Genomic DNA, 17,343 nt, shown 5'->3' on the forward strand with positions numbered 1-17,343 from the left:
ATGAAGTACGCCGTTTTGCTTGGCTCCGTGTGTCTTTCCATGGCCGCGCTACCGGTAGCGGCCGCGCAGGCCGGCGCGCAAGCGACGCGCGCACCGTTCGGCCGCACGGCCGATGGCCGGAACGTGGAGATCGTGACCTTGACCAACAGCCATGGCGTGGAGGCTCGCGTGATCAGCTACGGTGCTTCGCTGCAAGCGTTGCGGGTGCCCGATCGCAACGGCAAGTTGGACGATATCGTGCTCGGCTATGACAACCTGCAGGGATATCTCGATCGCCGCCAGTATTTCGGGGCGACGGTGGGCCGTTACGCCAATCGCATCGCACGCGGCCGCTTCACGCTGGACGGCAAGCACTATCAGCTTACCCTCAACGACGGCCCGGACTCGCTGCATGGCGGCACGAAAGGGCTGGACATGCAGGTGTGGAAAGTGACTGCCGTAAAGACGATCGGTTCGGCGGCGAGCGTCACGCTGCAATACACCAGTGCCGATGGCGACCAGGGCTATCCGGGCAAGGTTAATCTGACCGCAACCTACAAGCTGAGTGAAGACAACCAGCTCACCATCACCTACAGCGCCACCACCGACGCGCCGACCATCGTCAATCTCTCCAATCACACCTATTGGAATCTGGGCGGCGAAGGCTCGGGCACGGTGATGGACGAGCGGTTGACGATTCCGGGCGCTGCGATCACGCCGGTGGATGCGAACTTGATTCCCAACGGCGACATCGTTCCCGTGGCGGGCACGCCGTACGACTTCCGTGTCGCCAAGCCGATCGGCAAAGACATCCGCGATGGCCGCTCGCAACAGTTGCTGTTCGGCCACGGCTACGACATGAACTGGGTGATCAGCCGCAAGCCCGTGGCCGAGGCGCGGGTGGTGGCGCGGGTGGAAGATCCCCAATCCGGACGCGTGCTCACGTTGTGGTCCGCGCAGCCGGGGTTGCAGTTCTACTCAGGCAACTTCCTCGACGGCACCACGGTCGGCAAGGCGAATCATATCTACCGGCAGGGCGATGCTTTCGTGCTGGAGCCGCAGCTGTTTCCGGACACGCCCAATCACCCCGACTTCGGCTCGGCGCGGCTGCTGCCCGGGCAGACCTATCGCAACATCATCGTCTATCGCTTCGGCGTCGACGGCGGCCGTGCGCCGGCATCGCCCAAGTGACCTGAGCACGGTGAAAGTGGGACATCGATCAGCCGGGCCTGCCGCGGCGCTTGCTGCCGAGGTTGGCGCGCGTGTCGGCAATGACCTTGAGCATCGCCTTGTGCGCGACTTCGGGCTGCTTGTCCTTGATGGCGAGCAGCACCGCGCGGTGTTGCGGCAGCGAATATTTGAAATTGGCGGCCGTATGCGCCGACATCGTGAAATAACTGCTGAGCGCCGTTTCGATCACCGAGAACAGCGAGATCAATAGCTCGTTGCCGGTGGCGGCAAGGATCGCTTCGTGGAAATCCAGATCCGCGCCGGTCCAGGCTTCCGGGTCGGGTGCCGCTTCCATCCCATCGTATGCGCTCTGCATGCGATGCAGTTGCGCGGCAGTGCGATGGCGTGCCGCGCTGGCGGCTGCCGCCGGCTCGATGATTTCGCGCATCTCGGTCAGCTTGTCGACGAAGTCGGAGGTGGGCATCGAGCTGCAACGCCAGGCCAGCACGTCGGCATCGAGCTGGTTCCAGAAGCGCGCGTCGCGCACGCGTGTGCCCACCTTCGGGCGCGCCTCGACCAGGCCCTTGGCCGACAGCACTTTCATCGCTTCGCGCAGCGAGGTTCGGCTGACGTCCATCTCTTCGGCCATGTTCGCCTCCGGCGGCAGCACCGTGCCCGGCTTCAGTTCGCCGCTGACGATGCGCATGCCCAGTTGCTGCACCACGTGGCCGTGCAGATTGCGCGCCGCCATGGGACCTACGCCGGTGCGAACCCGTCGCGCGAGCGAGGGACGGGCCGACTGCGCCGTGCCGCCGTCCTTGCCGCTTCGAAAGGATGATGCCATGCGTCGATCTCCAGCCCAGCTCGCGATGTGATCCATGAACCCATTGCAGCGCGGGGTTTTGCACCCTCGCCGTGCGGGAGATGATGCCACGTTTGCCCGCGGCCGATCTTGCCGCGGCCACGCGGTGCTTGGCCCGATCAGGTCGGACGGTGCAGCCGGATCGGTAACACGTTGCCGCCGGCCTGTGCGGCGGCGGGCAGGGTGTCGCCCAGTTCGTTCCATACGCGCACCGCATCGGCCAGCGTGTTGCACCAGCCGGTGCGCCGCGCGCACACGCACTCCAGTTGATGCCGTTCGGCCCATGCGGCGAACAGGGGGTCTTCGTGCTTGGCGCTGCCGTGGGCGGTGAAGTGGCGGGGTTCCTTCTTGCAGTCGGCGCAGGCGGCGAAGCTGCCGCTGGCATGGGTGACCTGGCGCTGCATCATGCGCGGCACCGTGCGCGCGGGCGGAGGCCGGAATGCACAAGCATGGGGAGCCACGGGCAGGTACGGTCAATCCACGCGATGGTGCTGCGCATCGGCCGTCTCCTCGAGCGACAATCCGTGGGCGGCATTTCTGCCGGACTGCTTGGCGGTATACAGCGCGCGATCGGCGGTGTTCAAAAGCCGGTCGCACAGGACCCGGGGCGCATGCGCCTGCGTCGCGGTCGCGAGTGTGGCCGCGCCGATGCTCAGCGTGACCTGGCCATAATGGCTCCTGGCGTGCGGAAGATTCATCAAACGGATGGCGTGCAGGATGGCGCCGGCCACCTTCAGGGCGCCCAGTGCATCGGTGCCGGGCAAGACCGCGACGAATTCTTCGCCGCCGTAGCGGCCGATCAGGTCGCCATGGCGGTGCAGGGATTTCTTCAGCTCCGCCGCCACCGTGCGCAGGCATGCATCGCCGCGAAGGTGGCCGTAGTGGTCGTTGTATTTCTTGAAGAAATCCACGTCCAGCATCAGCACCGAAAGCGGATGGCCGGCACGCAGCGCGCGGTGCACTTCGTCGGCCAGCACTTCGTCCACGTGGCGGCGGTTGGGCAGGCTGGTGAGGTGGTCGTTGCGGGCGTAGTGGGCCAGTTTGTGGTTGAGATCCTCCAACTTCTTCTCCGCCTGCTTGCGGTCGGTGATGTCCATCAGCGCCACGGTGATGCCGGCCACCTGGCCCATGAGGTTGTGCACGGGGTTGACCAGCACCTGGAAATGGCGGCCGTCACGCTCCACTTCATAGGCGGGCACATCCGTGCCGGCATCGAGCAGCGTGAAGTTCCGGCGCGCCCGCTCGTTGCCGCCCGCCATCATGTCGCCGACCCTGCGGCCGATCAGCGCATCCGGGGCCAGGTTGAAGATCGCCGCATAGGCGGCGTTCGCGGCGAGGTAGCGGCCGTCGCGGCCGATCAGGCACAGCGCGGTCGGCGCGGTGTTATAGACGGCCATCATCCGATACATGCTTTCGCTGCGCGACAGATCCGCGCCGGCGATGCCCTGCGAGATGCCGCGATAGCCGTGCAGCGTGCCCTGCGCGTCCTCCAGCGGCATCATGTGCGATTCGATCGCCACCGTGCTGCCGTCGGGCCGCAGGTGACGGGAAATGAGGCAGGAAAACGCGCCACCCTGGCGGGCCTGGAAGAAACGCGTCACGCGTGAGGCTTCCTCTTCGCTCATGAAAGCATGGATCGGCTCGCCGATGACCGCCTCGTGTTCGCGGCCAAGCAGCTTGAGCACGCTGCGGGCGATCTTGGTAAAGCGAAAACGCCGGTCGATCTCCCACTGCAGCTGCGGGTGCGCCTGGATGACGGCATGCAATGGATCGAGCGCTTCTTCATTCAAGTCGAAAAACATCTGCCATACCTCGTCGGGAATCGGGCGCGGCGAACCTAAGCCGCGCCTGTCGCGCGGCCGGCGGTGCTGGCCGGATGCGCGAGGGGTTCGATGGATGAACCGTCGGTGCGATCCCAACAGACGAGGCCGGCCGCCATGCGGCCGCTTGCGGCATCCGGACCATGGTGTGCCGGACGACTGGCGAGGTACCCCGCGATGGATCTCACGTTACAGCCGACGCTTCGATCCGATGCCCACAACCCAGGGCAGATCCACGCCAGGCAGACACGCCGCTGCGCCGGCCATGGGCCAGAACAGGCATGTCTTCCTTGTTGCTTGCGCCGCGGCGATGCGGCGGCATCGCGCGGTTACGGTCCCTGTTCGATGACATACTGCGTCCCGGCACTACCCCGCTCCCCCTTCCATCGCTGCAATCAGAATCCCGACAGACATAACCACAGGGGGCAGTTAGATGCCTGTCGCCAACGTAGGCTCGTCGACACGCCCCCTTCCGTGGGCACGCGGGAAAGCCGGAATGTCCATGCGCGGGGGCGGTAGATCGGTGCGCCCGGGCGGAACATCGCCTCACGAGCTCAGAATGCTGTGCGGGGCGCACGGCCTGTATCGGAAAATTCCTAAATTGCATGCGGCGCGCGCGATGCGCCAGGTGCGCGCGGACGCGGCCGGGCCGCGAGGAATCGCGCGTTAGATCAGCCCGTAAGCGCGCGCGTATTCGAACAGCTGGGTGTTGCTGGTGACGCCGAGCTTGCGCATCGCGTCGTTCTTCTGCTGGCTGACCGTCTTGACGCTGCGATGCAGATGCTCGGCGATCTGTGTCACCGACATGCCCTGCGCGAACAGCCGTACCACTTCGGCCTCGCGCTGGGACAGCACGGCCGGGTCCCCGGCAACCGGCTGCGCGGCCTCGCCGGCGGCGCGCGGCAGGGTCCAGTCGGCGACGTGCTCGCGCATTGCTTCGCAGATATAGGTGCGCCCGTTCATGACCGCGCCGATCGCCAGCAGCAGTTCTTTCATCATCGCCACCTTGCTGACCAGGCCGTTGACGCCCACCGCCAGCATGCCGCGGGTCAGGGCCGGGTTGTGCAGCATGGTCAGTACGATGATCGGCAGCCGCGGATGGTCGCGGCGCAGGCGCCGCAACAGCGGCAGGCCGTCGCCGGAGCCGTCTTCGTAGGGCATCGAGAAATCGGTAATCAGCAGCTCGCAAGGCGCGCCGGCGAGCACGTGCAGCAGTTCGCCGCCGCTGCTGGCCTCGCCCACCACCTCCACGTCGCCCAGCGGCTTGACCAGGGCACGGATGCCAAGGGTCACGACGGGATGGTCGTCGGCGATGACGATCCGGGTTATCGCGCCATTCGGGGACATAGCCAAGGCTGCTCAGCACTCCATCACAGGGAGCGCAAGATGCGGCCCCTGGGAGGATTCTACCCAAGTGCCGCGTTCGTGCAGGCGCCGCCGGTCGATTGATCTTGCACGGCAAACGGGCATGATGAAGCCCAAGGCCGCGCGCATGGCCGCGCGGCCGGCAAGCATGCCGCAGCCCTTCGACCGAACTTTCACCGTGACCCTTGCCACCCTGATCAACGACGCGGAACCGAGCTGGTTCGATGCCAGCCCCATCGTCATGGCCGTGGTGGTGCTGGCGAGCCTGTTGAGCCTGACCGCGCTGCTGGCGCTGGCGGTGCTGCGCGTGGTGTTTGTGCAACGGCAGAAGCTTGCGCGTGCCCAGGACGCCATGCAGCGGCAGCTCGCCGCCACGCAGGCGCAGTGGGATGCGATTCCGTTTCCCATCATGCTCAAGGATGCAGCGGGCATCTATCGCGCCTTCAACCACGCCTGCAGCCGCCGGCTGGGTATCGATCCGGTGCAGGCCATCGGCCAGACCAGCCTGGACCTGGACGCGCATCGCTGGCTGCCGGTCGCCGACGGCACGCCCGCCACCGAGCGCATCCACCGGCTCGGTGTCGAGGCGTTGCGCGAGGGCAAAGTGCAGCGTTGCGAAGTGGATTACTTCAGCGGCGAGGGACGCCAGCGCGCCGGTTTGTTTCTGGAATCGCCCACGCTCGCGCCGGATGGATCGCCCGGCGGCACGGTCAGCGTAGTGCTGGACATCACCGAATACCGGCAGATGGAACTGGCCGCCCGCGCCACCGAGCAAAGCCTGCGCAACATTACCCAGCGCATTCCGGTGGTGGTGTTCGCCGTGCGCCGCGGCCACGACCGGTTGCAACGGCTGGCCTTCATCGCCGGCAATGTGCACGCCTTGTTCGGCCTGCAGCCGGGCGACCTCTTGGAAAAGGACGACCTGCTGCGCGACTGGCCGTTCCACGACCGCATCCATCCGGAAGACGCGCCCGCGCTGCGCCGCCTGCTGCAGCGGGCGACGCGCCACATGCGCACCTCCACGCTGGATTTTCGCGCCTACGGCGCCGAAGGTATGCGCTGGATCCATCTGGTGATGGCCACGCGGCGCTCGCCGGACCGCAGCGTGGAGTGGATCGGCTATTTCATCGATACCACCAGCATCAACGCGCACAACGAAGCGCTGATGGCCGCGCGCGACGCGGCCGAGCGCGCATCCAAGGCGAAGGCGGATTTCCTGGCCACCATGAGCCACGAGATCCGCACGCCGATGAACGGCGTCATCGGCATGCTGGAACTGCTCGGCCGCACGCCGCTGGATGCCGAACAGCGCGAACTGGTGCATGCGGTGGAGGATTCGGCCGGCGTACTGATGCAGATGCTCAACGACGTGCTGGATTTCTCCAAGCTGGAGGCAGGCAACCTGCGCCTGGACGATGCGCCGTTCGATCCGCGAGTGCTGACGGACAACGTGGTCGGCATGATGACCGGCGCGATGCACAAGAAAGGCTTGCAGATCGATGTAGACGTCGATGCCACGCTCGCCGGCCAGCTGCTGGGCGATAGCGTGCGCATCCGGCAGATTCTGCTGAACCTGCTCAACAACGCGGGCAAATTCACCGAGCGCGGCAGCGTCAGCGTGCATCTGCGCGTGGTCGGCGACGACGGCCATGCGCAACGCCTGCGCATCAGCGTCACCGATACCGGCATCGGCATTGCCGCCGACAAGCAGGCCAACCTGTTCACGCCGTTCTCGCAGGCCGAATCGTGGACCACGCGCCGCTACGGCGGCACCGGGCTCGGCCTGGCCATCTGCCGGCACCTGGTGCAGTTGATGGACGGCAGCATCGCCTTGAGCAGCCGTCTGGGCGAGGGCACCAAGGTCGCGTTCGAGCTGCGCCTACCGGTGCACGCGCGCCAGATCGATCGTCCGGATGCGCTCGCCGGACGCCACGCGATCGTGCGGCTGGCGTCCATCGCCGCCGCCAACGCGCTGGCCGCGCACCTGGCCGCGCTCGGCCTCACGGTCGAACAGATCCCGCCGGCGCAACCCATGCGCAGCGGCATCGCGGCCAACCTGCTGTTTATCGATGCGGACGATGGCGACAGCGCCGCGCGGGTCGCGGCGCAGCCGGTGCTGGTGGACACCGCGCCCGCGGGCACCAGCGGCCTGCGCCATGACGAGCAGATCTGGCTCAATGCCAATCCGCTGAAGTGGCAGGCGGTGGCACGCGTGTGCACGCTCGCCTTGAAACCCTTGGCGCCCCCTTCGCGCGACAACGTTGTCGCCGCTCCTCCCGCTGCCACCGCCGCCGTGCCAGCATCGCGCGGGCGCATCCTGGTGGCGGAAGATCATCCGATCAGTCAGTCGCTGATCCGGCGCCAGCTCGATCTGCTCGGTTGCGCCTGCGACGTGGTGGGCGATGGCCGCGCCGCCCTGGATGCGCTGGCCCGGCGCAACTACGCACTGCTGATGACCGACTGCCAGATGCCGTCGCTAAACGGCTACGAGCTGGCGGCCGCCTGGCGCAAGCACGAAGCGGACACCCACGCGAACCGGCGCCTGCCGATCATCGCCATGACCGCCAATGCGCTCGACGGCGAGATCGAACGCTGCCGCGCCGCCGGCATGGACGATCACCTGAGCAAGCCGGTGCAACTGCGTCAGCTTGAAGAAAAGATCGCCCAGTGGATGCCGCGCCCGGTGTCCGCCGAACCCAAGTTCTACCAGGACGTTTTTGCCGAACCGGGCATGCAGGACCTGCGCACCGACATGCTGCACGTACTGATCCGCACCAGCGAGGCCGACCTGGCCACGCTTGAGAACGCCATGGCCGGCGGCGATGCCCCGTTGGCCATGCGCACCCTGCACCGCATGCTGGGCGCGCTGCAGCTGTTCACCTCCGGCCGCGTGCTCAGCGAGGGGCGTGCCCTGATGGAAGGCCTGGGCGGTGTCGATGCCCCCGATGCCCTGCGGCAACTGCCCGATTACCTCAAGAACCTGCGAGCGTTGCTGTCGGAACTGGCACAGGCAACGGCGCATTCATGAACGGGGGCTGTTCCACGCTGGTATTACAGGCCTTCCTGCATCAAAATTCGCTTGAACCATTTCGACGTTGTCAGGCGACCCCCGGACCCAAGGCGCCTGCCATCGGCCGATCCGTGACGTGAGGGGGCGTTTCGTTGGTGCGGTTGCCAGACCGCACAGGTTTACAGGGGGTACCGACGATGCATCGCACCCGCTACAAGCTGCTTAAGCAGCTTGCCCTCGCGTTCGCATTTTCAGCTTGCGTCTTGCCAGCGTGCATACCCGTCGCCGCGGCGACGGACTGGATCTATCGCGTGCGCCCGCACGACAACATCTGGGATCTTTCCGGACGTTATCTTCGCCCCGACGTGCCCTGGCAGAAACTGCAGGACTACAACCACGTCGGCGATCCCTATCACCTGCCGCCGGGCATGATGCTGCGCGTACCGATCGAGTGGCTGCGCGTGCAGCCGGCCAACGCGCAGGTGATCGCCGTGATCGGCAGCGCGCACGTGCAAGAGCGCGGCCAATCGCAAGCGCAGGCGGTGACGGCAGGCATGTCGCTGGGCTATGGCGCGCATTTGAGCACCGATGCCAACGCCAGCCTCACGCTGCAGTTCGCCGACGGCTCGCGCACGTTGATGCAGGAAAACAGCGCACTGGACCTGGACCAGATGAGCGCCTACGGCCGTACCGGCATGGTCGATACGCGCCTGCGGCTGCAGCACGGGCGCGTGTCCAGTTCCGTCACGCCGATGACTGGCGTCGCCGCGCACTTCAGCGTGGAAACGCCCGGTACCATTTCCAGCGTGCGTGGCACGCATTTCCGCGTCGCGGCCGATGAGGGCCAGTCGCAAACCGAAGTGCTGACGGGCCGCGTGGACGTTGCCGGCGATCGCGCGCACGTGCTGGTGACCAAAAATCTCGGCGTGGCCGTGGCGGACGGCGCGCGGCCGGCCGGCGCACAGCCGCTGCTGGCCGGCCCCGCGCTGCAATGTCCGGTACAACCGGTGGGCCAGCTTCCCTACACGTTTACCTGGATCGCGCTCGCCGGAGCCACCGGCTATCGCGTGCAAATGGCGCATAGCGATCGCTTCGAAGCGCTGCTGATCGATCGCGTGACCGGCAACACGCAACTCCAGCTGCCCGACGTGCCCGATGGCGATTACGCCCTGCGCGTGCGCGGCATCGCCGCCGGCAAGCTCGAAGGACTGGACAGCCTGTGCACGTTGCACATCAGCGGCCATCCGCAGCCACCGCTGGTGATGCAGCCGCTGCCCGGCGGCAAGGCGCGCGACACGCGCCCGCGTTTCCAATGGACGCAAAGCACCGAAGCGGTGTCCTACGTCTGGCAGCTCGCCAGCGATGCGTCATTCACGCAAGTGCTCGGCAGCGAACCGGCCATCAGCGGCGACAGCGTGCGCGCCCCGCACGCGCTGCCCTACGGCCGCTATTACTGGCGCATCGCCAGCCGCGATCGCAACGGCAAGGTCGGACCCTTCACCGATCCGATGCCGTTCGATCTGGTGCCGCAGCCCCCCGCGCCCGAAGTCGGCAAACCTGCCTCCTCGCGTCATCAGGTGAGCATCGGCTGGCAGGCCGGTGCGCCGGGGCAGCGTTATCACATACAGCTGGACCGCCAGGCCGATTTCGCGCATCCGGCGATCGACCAGACCTTGACCCAGCCGGTGCTGCAGATGCGCAAGCCCGGCGCAGGGGTGTGGTATGTGCGCGTGCAGACCATCGACACCGACGGCTACGCCGGACCGTGGGGCGCGGCGCAAAAAATCCGCATCGCATGCATGGCATGCCGTATCGCGGCGGTGGCCGGCGGCGGCGCCGTGGTGATCTGGCTCCTGCTATAAGAGAGGCATGACGCGCGTCCGCCCTCGTTTCACGCCACGCCCAGCGGCACCGGTACGCTGATGCGCGGCGACGCTTTCACCTGGCTGGCGCGCGGCATGATCTGGATGGCGGGCGTGGGTTTGCTGGTGCTGCTGATGGTCAGCGGCGTGGCTACGCCGCTGGACGATGCGCTCTACGATGCGCACGCGCAGTTCTGGGGCTACACGCCGAGCAATGACGTGGTCATCGTGGCGATCGACGCCAAGAGCCTCGATGCGATCGGGCGTTTCCCGTGGCCGCGTTCGGTGTATGCGCAGTTGATCGATCGCCTCACTGCCGATGGCGTGCGCGGCATCGGCATGGATATCACCCTTTCAACGCCCGAATCGGACAACCCCGGCAACGACCAGCTGCTGGCGCAGGCGATGCAACGCAGCGGCAAAGTCGTGATGCCGGTGTTTGCCGAAGCGCGCACGCTGGGCGGCCCGCTGGAAGAAGCCCTGCCGGTTTCGCCCATCGCCGAACACGTCGCCGCGCTCGGCCAGGTGGATGTGGCCAAGGACGCCGACGAGCGCGTGCGCGGCGCGTATCTGAAAGCCGGCCTGGGCAGTGCCTACTGGCCTTCGCTGGCGTTGGCGCTGCAGCAGTTGGGCAAGCCCGATTCGACCGCGCCGCTGCCGGGCATGCGCGATCCCTCGCACGACGATGCCTCGCCGTACCTGTGGATGCGCGACAACTACGTGATGCTGCGCTATGCGGGCCCGGCAGGCACGTTCGGCCGCTTGTCCTACACCGATGTGCTCAACGATAACGTGCCCGCCAGCCTGCTCAAGGGACGCTGGGTGCTGATCGGCGCGACCGCCCAGGGCCTGGGCGATATTTTCCAGACGCCGCAATCGCCGATGCCCGGCGTGGAATACCAGGCCAACGTGCTGGAGTCGCTGGAGCGCGGCATGCTGGTTACGCCGATCAACTTCCTCGGCCAGTTCGCGCTGGCCGCCGCGATGCTGATCCCGCCGCTCTTGCTGTACGGAACGCGCGCGCTGCGGCGCAACTGGCAACTGCTGGCCGTCACCGTGGCACTGGTGCTGCTGATGTGCCTGGGCTTGCTGCGCGTATTTTATCTATGGTGGCCGCCGGTCGCATGCCTGATCGTGGTGGCGGTGGAGTTCGCGGCCTGGAGCGTGTTGACGCGCCATGCGCAACCGTCGGCGTAGCTTGGCTCAAGCCCATACGGCACGGCGCGTCATTCGCACGTAGCACAATTCATGCCTCCTATTGCGTAGAATGCCGGCGCTGTCGATGGTTTGATTGGCGTCACATTACTTTCCGATGGACATGGTCATCGTATCGGCCACCATACCATTCGCCAGCATCGACAACAGGGGGCTTAATGATCGAGCTGGAAATACAGGCACTCTCACAATCGCGAGAGGGTCTTTTGGTCGACGTGGGACGAACCGTCGTCGCCAGCGGCTTTACTTTGCAGCGCCAACGGCTGGTGCAGGATCCGAACGGCGTGCTGCTGACCCTGGTCGTGCGCGGCCCGGAGCGCAAGCAGCGCGCGCTGGAAGCAGCGCTGGACGCACACGAGCGCATCATCAGCTTCAACGCCGCGCCCTTCGAGGACGGTCCGCCCAAGCCGCACTTCGCCGCTGCACGCAAGCTGGCGCACAACTACGTCGCGCCGCCGGCACCGGTGGTGGAGACCGAACCGGCACCTGCCGCCGCCGCGCCGGCGGCAGTGGGCAAGCCCGCGCAAAGCAACCAAGCCAAAACGGCCGACGAATCGCCGGCACCCTTGCCATCGGTGCAGAGCGCGCAGGCGCCCGCCGTGCCGGAGCCGGAACCGGAATTCCTCATCATGCCCACCCGTGCACCGGCACCCGCGCCCGCGCCGGTGGTCATCGAACCGTATGTCGAGCCGGTCGAGCTGGCGGCCGATGCCGAGGAAGTGGAGAAGCTGCTGGCCAAATTGACCAACGGCTATCCGCACGTTTTTCCACTGTTGAGCGCCTTGGAGCGCTCGGTGGCCGAAGGCGCGCGCGAATCGACCTTGCAGCTGGCGGGCCAGCGCATCGGCGCATGGGTATTCGAACGCGATTACGCGCAAGAAACGCAGCTGGATCTGGACGAAGCCATGCGGCGCATCGGCATACCCGCCATGAGCGCGCTCGCCCAGGTCCACTACAACGGCGGGCAGCTGCATATTGGCGACAGCCAGCTATGCACCGAAGGCGGCCATTCCGGTTGCCGCTTTTTCGATGGCTATATCCAGGGCCTGATCGGCCGCGTGGTGCCTTCGCGCAACCTGTCCATCTTCGCCGTCTGCTGCCGCAGCTACGGTGCCGATGCATGCGTGCTGGCGATCTCCAGCTGAGGCGAGCCCGTTAAGCATGGACTGGCGCGGCAGCGCAAGAGCCGCGCCGTTCACCTTTAGGACATCCCAAGCGAGAGACACTGAGCTGTTCCGCGTCGAGGGTTGGCAGTGCATATCGGTAGCGTCAGTGAGGGGTTTGCGGCCCGCAGGGGCCGGCGCCGGTACCTGCTTGGCAGCGTGTGCGTGATGCTTTGCGCGGGTCTTGCCGCCAACGCTGGCGCGCGCGCAAACGCCCAGGTTCACGCCGCGTCCAGGCCGGGCGGTGGACAGCTGGCGGTGCAGATCAACGACGACAGACTAACCCTGAAGATCACCAAAGTACCGCAGGTGTATCTGTATGGCGTCATCGACGCCGACGCGCCGCAACGCATCGCGGCGCTGATGAAATCGTGGAAGATTCCCAACGGTTCGGACATCTATCTCAATGCGTCGGGCGGCGATCTTCGCGCCGGCATGGCATTGGGCCGGCTGTTCCGCGCGGGCGCGATGGCCACGCATCTGGGTACGCCGCGCCAGCCGCTGCATGCGCCGGTAAAAGCCAAGACGGCGATCTGCACCGATGCATGTGTGTATGCGTACCTGGGCGGTTTCTATCGCTGGTCGCCGTCGGGCTTCGATCGCATGGGCTTCAAGCCCGTCGATGCGAAACCCGGCGCCGCCGCGCAGGCGCCCGACGACATCGCGGCGTACCTGAAGGAGATGGGCATCAAGCCCGAAGCGTTGCCGGCGCCAACGTCGGCGTCGCGCGAGGAAACGCTGTGGCTGTCGGCCGACCAAATGCTCCAGACGGGTCTGGCCAACAATGGCAACCAGCCGCTCACCGCAAGCTTCACGCCCTCGCCCGGCGCGCCTTCGCTGGTGATCAGCCAGGTCTTTCGCAACGGCGAGCATCGCATCGCGATGCAGTGCAATCCCGGTGTGGTGAATGTCACGGCCTACGACGTGGTCGGCGCCGTGCGCGCGCGGGAGATCGTAGCGCGCGGATTTCGCTCCTACATGGAAGTCAATCAGCAGGAATCGGCCTCGCAGGAACGCGACGGCGCCAGCGTGGCCGACCAGGCAGTGCTGATCAGCCGCCAATATCCCTCCACGCAGCTGGGCAAGCTGCTGTATGGCTACACGCTTGGCGCCTGGGTCAGCGAAAGCAACCGTGCCTATCGCTATGGCTTTGCGTTCGTGCTCAATCCCGTGCGCAGCACGCTGGAGGATTTCTACCAGAGCTGCTGGCGCTTCGCGCCGTGGCCCACCACGCCAAGCCGCTGAATGGCGCGGCATTCTTGCGCACGCCGCAAGACTGACTGCCGCGCGCGGCGTCTACGCCGGGACCTCAGGCGCGCGTAGAGTGCCGTCAGGTTCATCGCAGGAGACCTCGTCCATGGCCACGCCAACTTCCCCGCTGCTCGATCTGCTCGGCATCCGCGTGCCGATCATCCAGGCACCGATGGCGGGCGTGTCCTCGCCGGCCATGGCCGCCGCGGTGAGCGAAAGCGGCGGGCTCGGTTCGCTCGGCGTCGGCGCCATGAACGCGGCCAAGGCGCGCGAAGCGATCGGGCAGTTCCGTGCCTTGAGCGCGGGGCCGCTCAACATCAACGTATTCACCCATCGCCCCGCGCAAGCCGATGCCGTCAAGCAAGCGGCATGGATCGAACGCCTGCGCCCGCACTTTGAGCGCTACGACGCCGAGCCGCCGGCAGCGCTCGGCGAGATCTATACCTCCTTCCTCGAGGATGAGGACATGCTCGCCATGCTGGTGCAGGAGAAGCCGAACGTGGTGAGTTTCCACTTCGGCCTGCCGCATCCGGCGCAGATCGAGGCGTTGCGCGGCGCCGGTATCGTCTTGCTGGGCAGCGCCACCAACCTTGAGGAGGCGCAAGCCTTTCAGCGCGCGGGCGTCGACGCGGTGGTGGCGCAGGGTTATGAAGCCGGCGGCCATCGCGGCATGTTCGATCCGGACGCGCCGGACACGCGCCTGGGCACGTTCGCACTCACGCGCGTGCTTGCACGCGGTATCACGCTGCCGGTGATTGCCGCGGGCGGCATCATGGATGGCAGCGGCATCGCTGCCGTGCTCAAGTTGGGTGCGAGCGCCGCGCAGCTGGGCACGGCCTTCGTCGCCACCGATGAGTCGCTGGCCGACAAGGGTTATCGCGAGCGCCTGTTCAGCGATGCCGCCCACCACACGGTGATGACGCGCGCCATTTCCGGGCGCCCCGCGCGCAGCCTCGCCAATGCGTTCACTGAGCTGGGCGCGTCGATTCCGGTGGCCGCCATTCCCGACTATCCGATCGCCTACGATGCCGGCAAAGCCCTGCATGGCGCAGCCAAGGCGGCGGGTGAATTCAACTACGGCGCGCAATGGGCCGGGCAGGGCGCGCCGCTGGTACGTGCCATGTCCACGCGCGCGCTGATGCAGGTACTGCGCGAAGAATGGGAACAGGCTGCGCGCTGAGCAGGCCATCGGCATCCCGCCGACCCGATGGAAAGCCGGCAGCCGGGCTTCGCGCCCGGGGGTTTTTCGCGGCGTTTTCATCGCCCGGCTGCGCCACGCGGCGTAGAAACCCCCTCTCGCGATGGCCCGGGCTATTGAATGGGCGGCGCACAGATGTCGCTGCCGACCCGCCCGGCCGTTGCCTATCCACGCGCAAGGCGCTTCGCGGCGCGTATCTGCGGGCGAATCAAGCGCTTACGTCTGATGCACCTTATCAATAGATGCCACCAATCAACCCTATCTCGACAATCAATTAGCTATATCGATGGCGTTTCCCTATCTTTAACGTTCAACCCCAACCAAAGCGGAAGAAACAGATGTCGCTGATCAATACGGAAATCAAACCCTTCAAGGCCACTGCCTACAAGGACGGCAAGTTCATCGAAGTGACCGAAGCCACGCTCAAGGGCAAGTGGTCCGTCGTGGTGTTCTACCCGGCCGACTTCACTTTCGTCTGCCCGACGGAGCTGGAGGATCTCGCCGACCATTACGCGCAGTTCCAGAAGCTGGGCGTGGAAATCTACGGCGTGTCCACCGATACGCACTTCTCGCACAAGGCCTGGCACGACACGTCCGAAGCGATCGGCAAGGTGCGCTACCCGCTGGTGGGCGATCCGACCGGCGCCATCACCCGCAACTTCGACGTGATGATCGAAGAAGAAGGCCTGGCCCTGCGCGGCACCTTCGTGATCAACCCGGAAGGCCAGATCAAGCTGTGCGAAATCCATGACAACGGTATCGGCCGCGATGCGTCCGAGCTGCTGCGCAAGGTCAAGGCCGCGCAGTACGTGGCCGCCCATCCGGGCGAAGTGTGCCCGGCCAAGTGGACCGAAGGCGCCGCCACCCTCAAGCCGTCGCTGGACCTGGTCGGCAAGATCTGATCGACCCGCTCGTCCCGCGGTTCCGCCGAAAAGGTTGAACCGCACCGGGCCCGCCGCTCTCGCCGGGCCCTCTTTTCCCCGCCGTCGCCGCACCCGTTCAACGCCGGTGCCGGCGGCGCGCGCCCCGCACCCGTCGATGGAGTTGTCGCTTATGCTGGATACAGAACTTAAAACGCAGTTGAAGGCCTATCTCGAAAAGGTCACGCACCCGATCGAACTGGTGGCCACGCTCGACGACGGTGCGTCCTCGCAGGAACTGCTTGCGCTGCTGAAAGACATCCAATCGCTGTCCGAGCGCGTGTCCCTGCGCACCAACGGCACCGACGCGCGCAAGCCGTCGTTCGCTATCAACCGCATCGGCACCGACGTCGGCGTGCGCTTCGCCGGCATTCCGATGGGGCACGAATTTACCTCGCTGGTGCTGGCGTTGCTGCAGGTAGGCGGTCATCCGTCGAAAGCGTCGCAAGAAGTGATCGAACAAGTGCGCCACCTCGAAGGCGAATACGTGTTCGAGACGTTCATGTCGCTGTCCTGCCACAGCTGCCCGGACACCGTGCAGGCGCTCAACCTGATGAGCGTGCTCAATCCCAACATCAAGCACATCGCCATCGATGGTGCGCTGTTCCAGCACGAAGTTGACCAGCGCCAGGTCATGTCGGTGCCCACCGTGTTCCTCAACGGCGAACCGTTCGACCAGGGACGCATGACGATCGAGCAGATCGCCGCGCGCCTGGACAGCGGCGCCAGCCAGCGCGCCGCGGAGAAGATCAAGGGCAAGGCCGCCTTCGACGTACTGGTGGTGGGCGGTGGCCCGGCTGGCGCCGCAGCCGCGATCTACGCCGCGCGCAAGGGCATCCGCACCGGTGTGGCGGCCGAACGTTTTGGCGGCCAGGTGCTCGATACCATGGCGATCGAAAACTTCATCTCCGTGTCGTACACCGAAGGTCCCAAGCTCGCCACCGCGCTGGAACAGCATGTGCACGAATACGGCGTGGACGTGATGAATCTGCAGCGCGCCGAACAGTTGATTCCTGCCGCGCGGCCGGGCGGCCTGATCGAAGTGAAACTGGCCGGCGGCGCCTCGCTGAAGGCCAAGACCGTGGTCCTTTCCACCGGCGCGCGCTGGCGCAACATGAACGTGCCGGGCGAGCAGGAATACCGCAACAAAGGCGTCACCTACTGTCCGCACTGCGACGGCCCGCTGTTCAAGGGCAAGCGCGTGGCGGTGATCGGCGGCGGCAACTCCGGTGTGGAGGCGGCCATCGACCTGGCCGGCATCGTGGCCCATGTCACCCTGATCGAGTTCGACGGCAAACTGCGCGCCGACGAGGTGCTGCAACGCAAGCTGCGCAGCCTGCCGAACGTGGACGTGATCGTCAGCGCGCAGAGCACCGAGGTGCTGGGCGACGGCCAGAAGGTCAGCGGCTTGGTCTACAAGGACCGCAACGACGGCGGCATGCACAGCCTCTCGCTGGAAGGCATCTTCGTGCAGATCGGCCTGCTGCCGAACACCGAATGGCTGAAGGGCACGCTGGCACTCAGCCCG

12 protein-coding genes and 2 pseudogenes are annotated in these 17,343 nt (G+C 66.2%); 10 read left to right on the forward strand and 4 right to left on the reverse strand.

Annotation, left to right across the window (positions count from 1 at the left end; all coding sequences use genetic code 11):
• A complete protein-coding gene (locus VME63_RS05605; RefSeq protein ID WP_325431119.1) occupies window positions 1-1,170 on the forward strand; it encodes an aldose epimerase family protein in 1,170 nt (389 codons plus the stop codon).
• Between the two features lie 28 nt (window positions 1,171-1,198).
• Here VME63_RS05605 and VME63_RS05610 read toward each other — a convergent pair whose 3' ends face one another.
• From VME63_RS05610 to VME63_RS05625, 4 genes are all read right to left on the reverse strand, one after another.
• The gene (locus VME63_RS05610) at window positions 1,199-1,993 is read right to left on the reverse strand and encodes a FadR/GntR family transcriptional regulator (protein WP_325431120.1); all 795 of its coding nucleotides are present in this window, start codon (window positions 1,991-1,993) and stop codon (window positions 1,199-1,201) included.
• Between the two features lie 137 nt (window positions 1,994-2,130).
• Complete coding sequence (locus tag VME63_RS05615; RefSeq protein ID WP_325431121.1) at window positions 2,131-2,418, reverse strand: hypothetical protein; 288 nt, start codon at window positions 2,416-2,418, stop codon at window positions 2,131-2,133.
• A gap of 66 nt (window positions 2,419-2,484) precedes the next feature.
• The gene (locus VME63_RS05620) at window positions 2,485-3,813 is read right to left on the reverse strand and encodes a sensor domain-containing diguanylate cyclase (RefSeq protein WP_325431123.1); all 1,329 of its coding nucleotides are present in this window, start codon (window positions 3,811-3,813) and stop codon (window positions 2,485-2,487) included.
• A 684-nt stretch (window positions 3,814-4,497) separates the two neighbouring features.
• Window positions 4,498-5,178 (reverse strand): response regulator transcription factor, encoded by a 681-nt coding sequence (locus VME63_RS05625; protein ID WP_325431125.1) that lies wholly within the window; start codon window positions 5,176-5,178, stop codon window positions 4,498-4,500.
• A 370-nt stretch (window positions 5,179-5,548) separates the two neighbouring features.
• Between VME63_RS05625 and VME63_RS18435 the strand changes: the two are divergent.
• From VME63_RS18435 to ahpF, 9 genes and pseudogenes are all read left to right on the forward strand, one after another.
• Window positions 5,549-6,583 (forward strand): annotated as a pseudogene (locus tag VME63_RS18435) (histidine kinase dimerization/phospho-acceptor domain-containing protein); the annotation flags it as partial.
• Window positions 6,584-6,793: 210 nt separating this feature from the next.
• A pseudogene (locus tag VME63_RS18440) lies at window positions 6,794-8,224 on the forward strand (ATP-binding protein); the annotation flags it as partial.
• A gap of 179 nt (window positions 8,225-8,403) precedes the next feature.
• Window positions 8,404-10,068 (forward strand): FecR domain-containing protein, encoded by a 1,665-nt coding sequence (locus tag VME63_RS05635; RefSeq protein WP_325431130.1) that lies wholly within the window; start codon window positions 8,404-8,406, stop codon window positions 10,066-10,068.
• A 60-nt stretch (window positions 10,069-10,128) separates the two neighbouring features.
• Complete coding sequence (locus tag VME63_RS05640; RefSeq protein WP_325431132.1) at window positions 10,129-11,265, forward strand: CHASE2 domain-containing protein; 1,137 nt, start codon at window positions 10,129-10,131, stop codon at window positions 11,263-11,265.
• A gap of 176 nt (window positions 11,266-11,441) precedes the next feature.
• Window positions 11,442-12,428: a hypothetical protein gene (locus tag VME63_RS05645; RefSeq protein ID WP_325431134.1), complete on the forward strand. Its 987-nt coding sequence runs from the start codon at window positions 11,442-11,444 to the stop codon at window positions 12,426-12,428.
• Window positions 12,429-12,614: 186 nt separating this feature from the next.
• The gene (locus VME63_RS05650; RefSeq protein WP_325431144.1) at window positions 12,615-13,691 is read left to right on the forward strand and encodes a hypothetical protein; all 1,077 of its coding nucleotides are present in this window, start codon (window positions 12,615-12,617) and stop codon (window positions 13,689-13,691) included.
• Window positions 13,692-13,803: 112 nt separating this feature from the next.
• Complete coding sequence (locus VME63_RS05655; RefSeq protein ID WP_325431136.1) at window positions 13,804-14,877, forward strand: nitronate monooxygenase; 1,074 nt, start codon at window positions 13,804-13,806, stop codon at window positions 14,875-14,877.
• Between the two features lie 356 nt (window positions 14,878-15,233).
• Window positions 15,234-15,797, forward strand: coding sequence for an alkyl hydroperoxide reductase subunit C (gene ahpC / locus VME63_RS05660; RefSeq protein ID WP_325431138.1), 564 nt, complete (start codon window positions 15,234-15,236; stop codon window positions 15,795-15,797).
• Between the two features lie 151 nt (window positions 15,798-15,948).
• Window positions 15,949-17,343: alkyl hydroperoxide reductase subunit F (gene ahpF, locus VME63_RS05665; RefSeq protein ID WP_325431140.1), on the forward strand; the 1,395-nt coding region annotated here is incomplete at its 3' end.

The sequence above is a fragment of the Dyella sp. genome, assembly GCF_035503745.1.
Lineage (GTDB): Bacteria > Pseudomonadota > Gammaproteobacteria > Xanthomonadales > Rhodanobacteraceae > Dyella_B.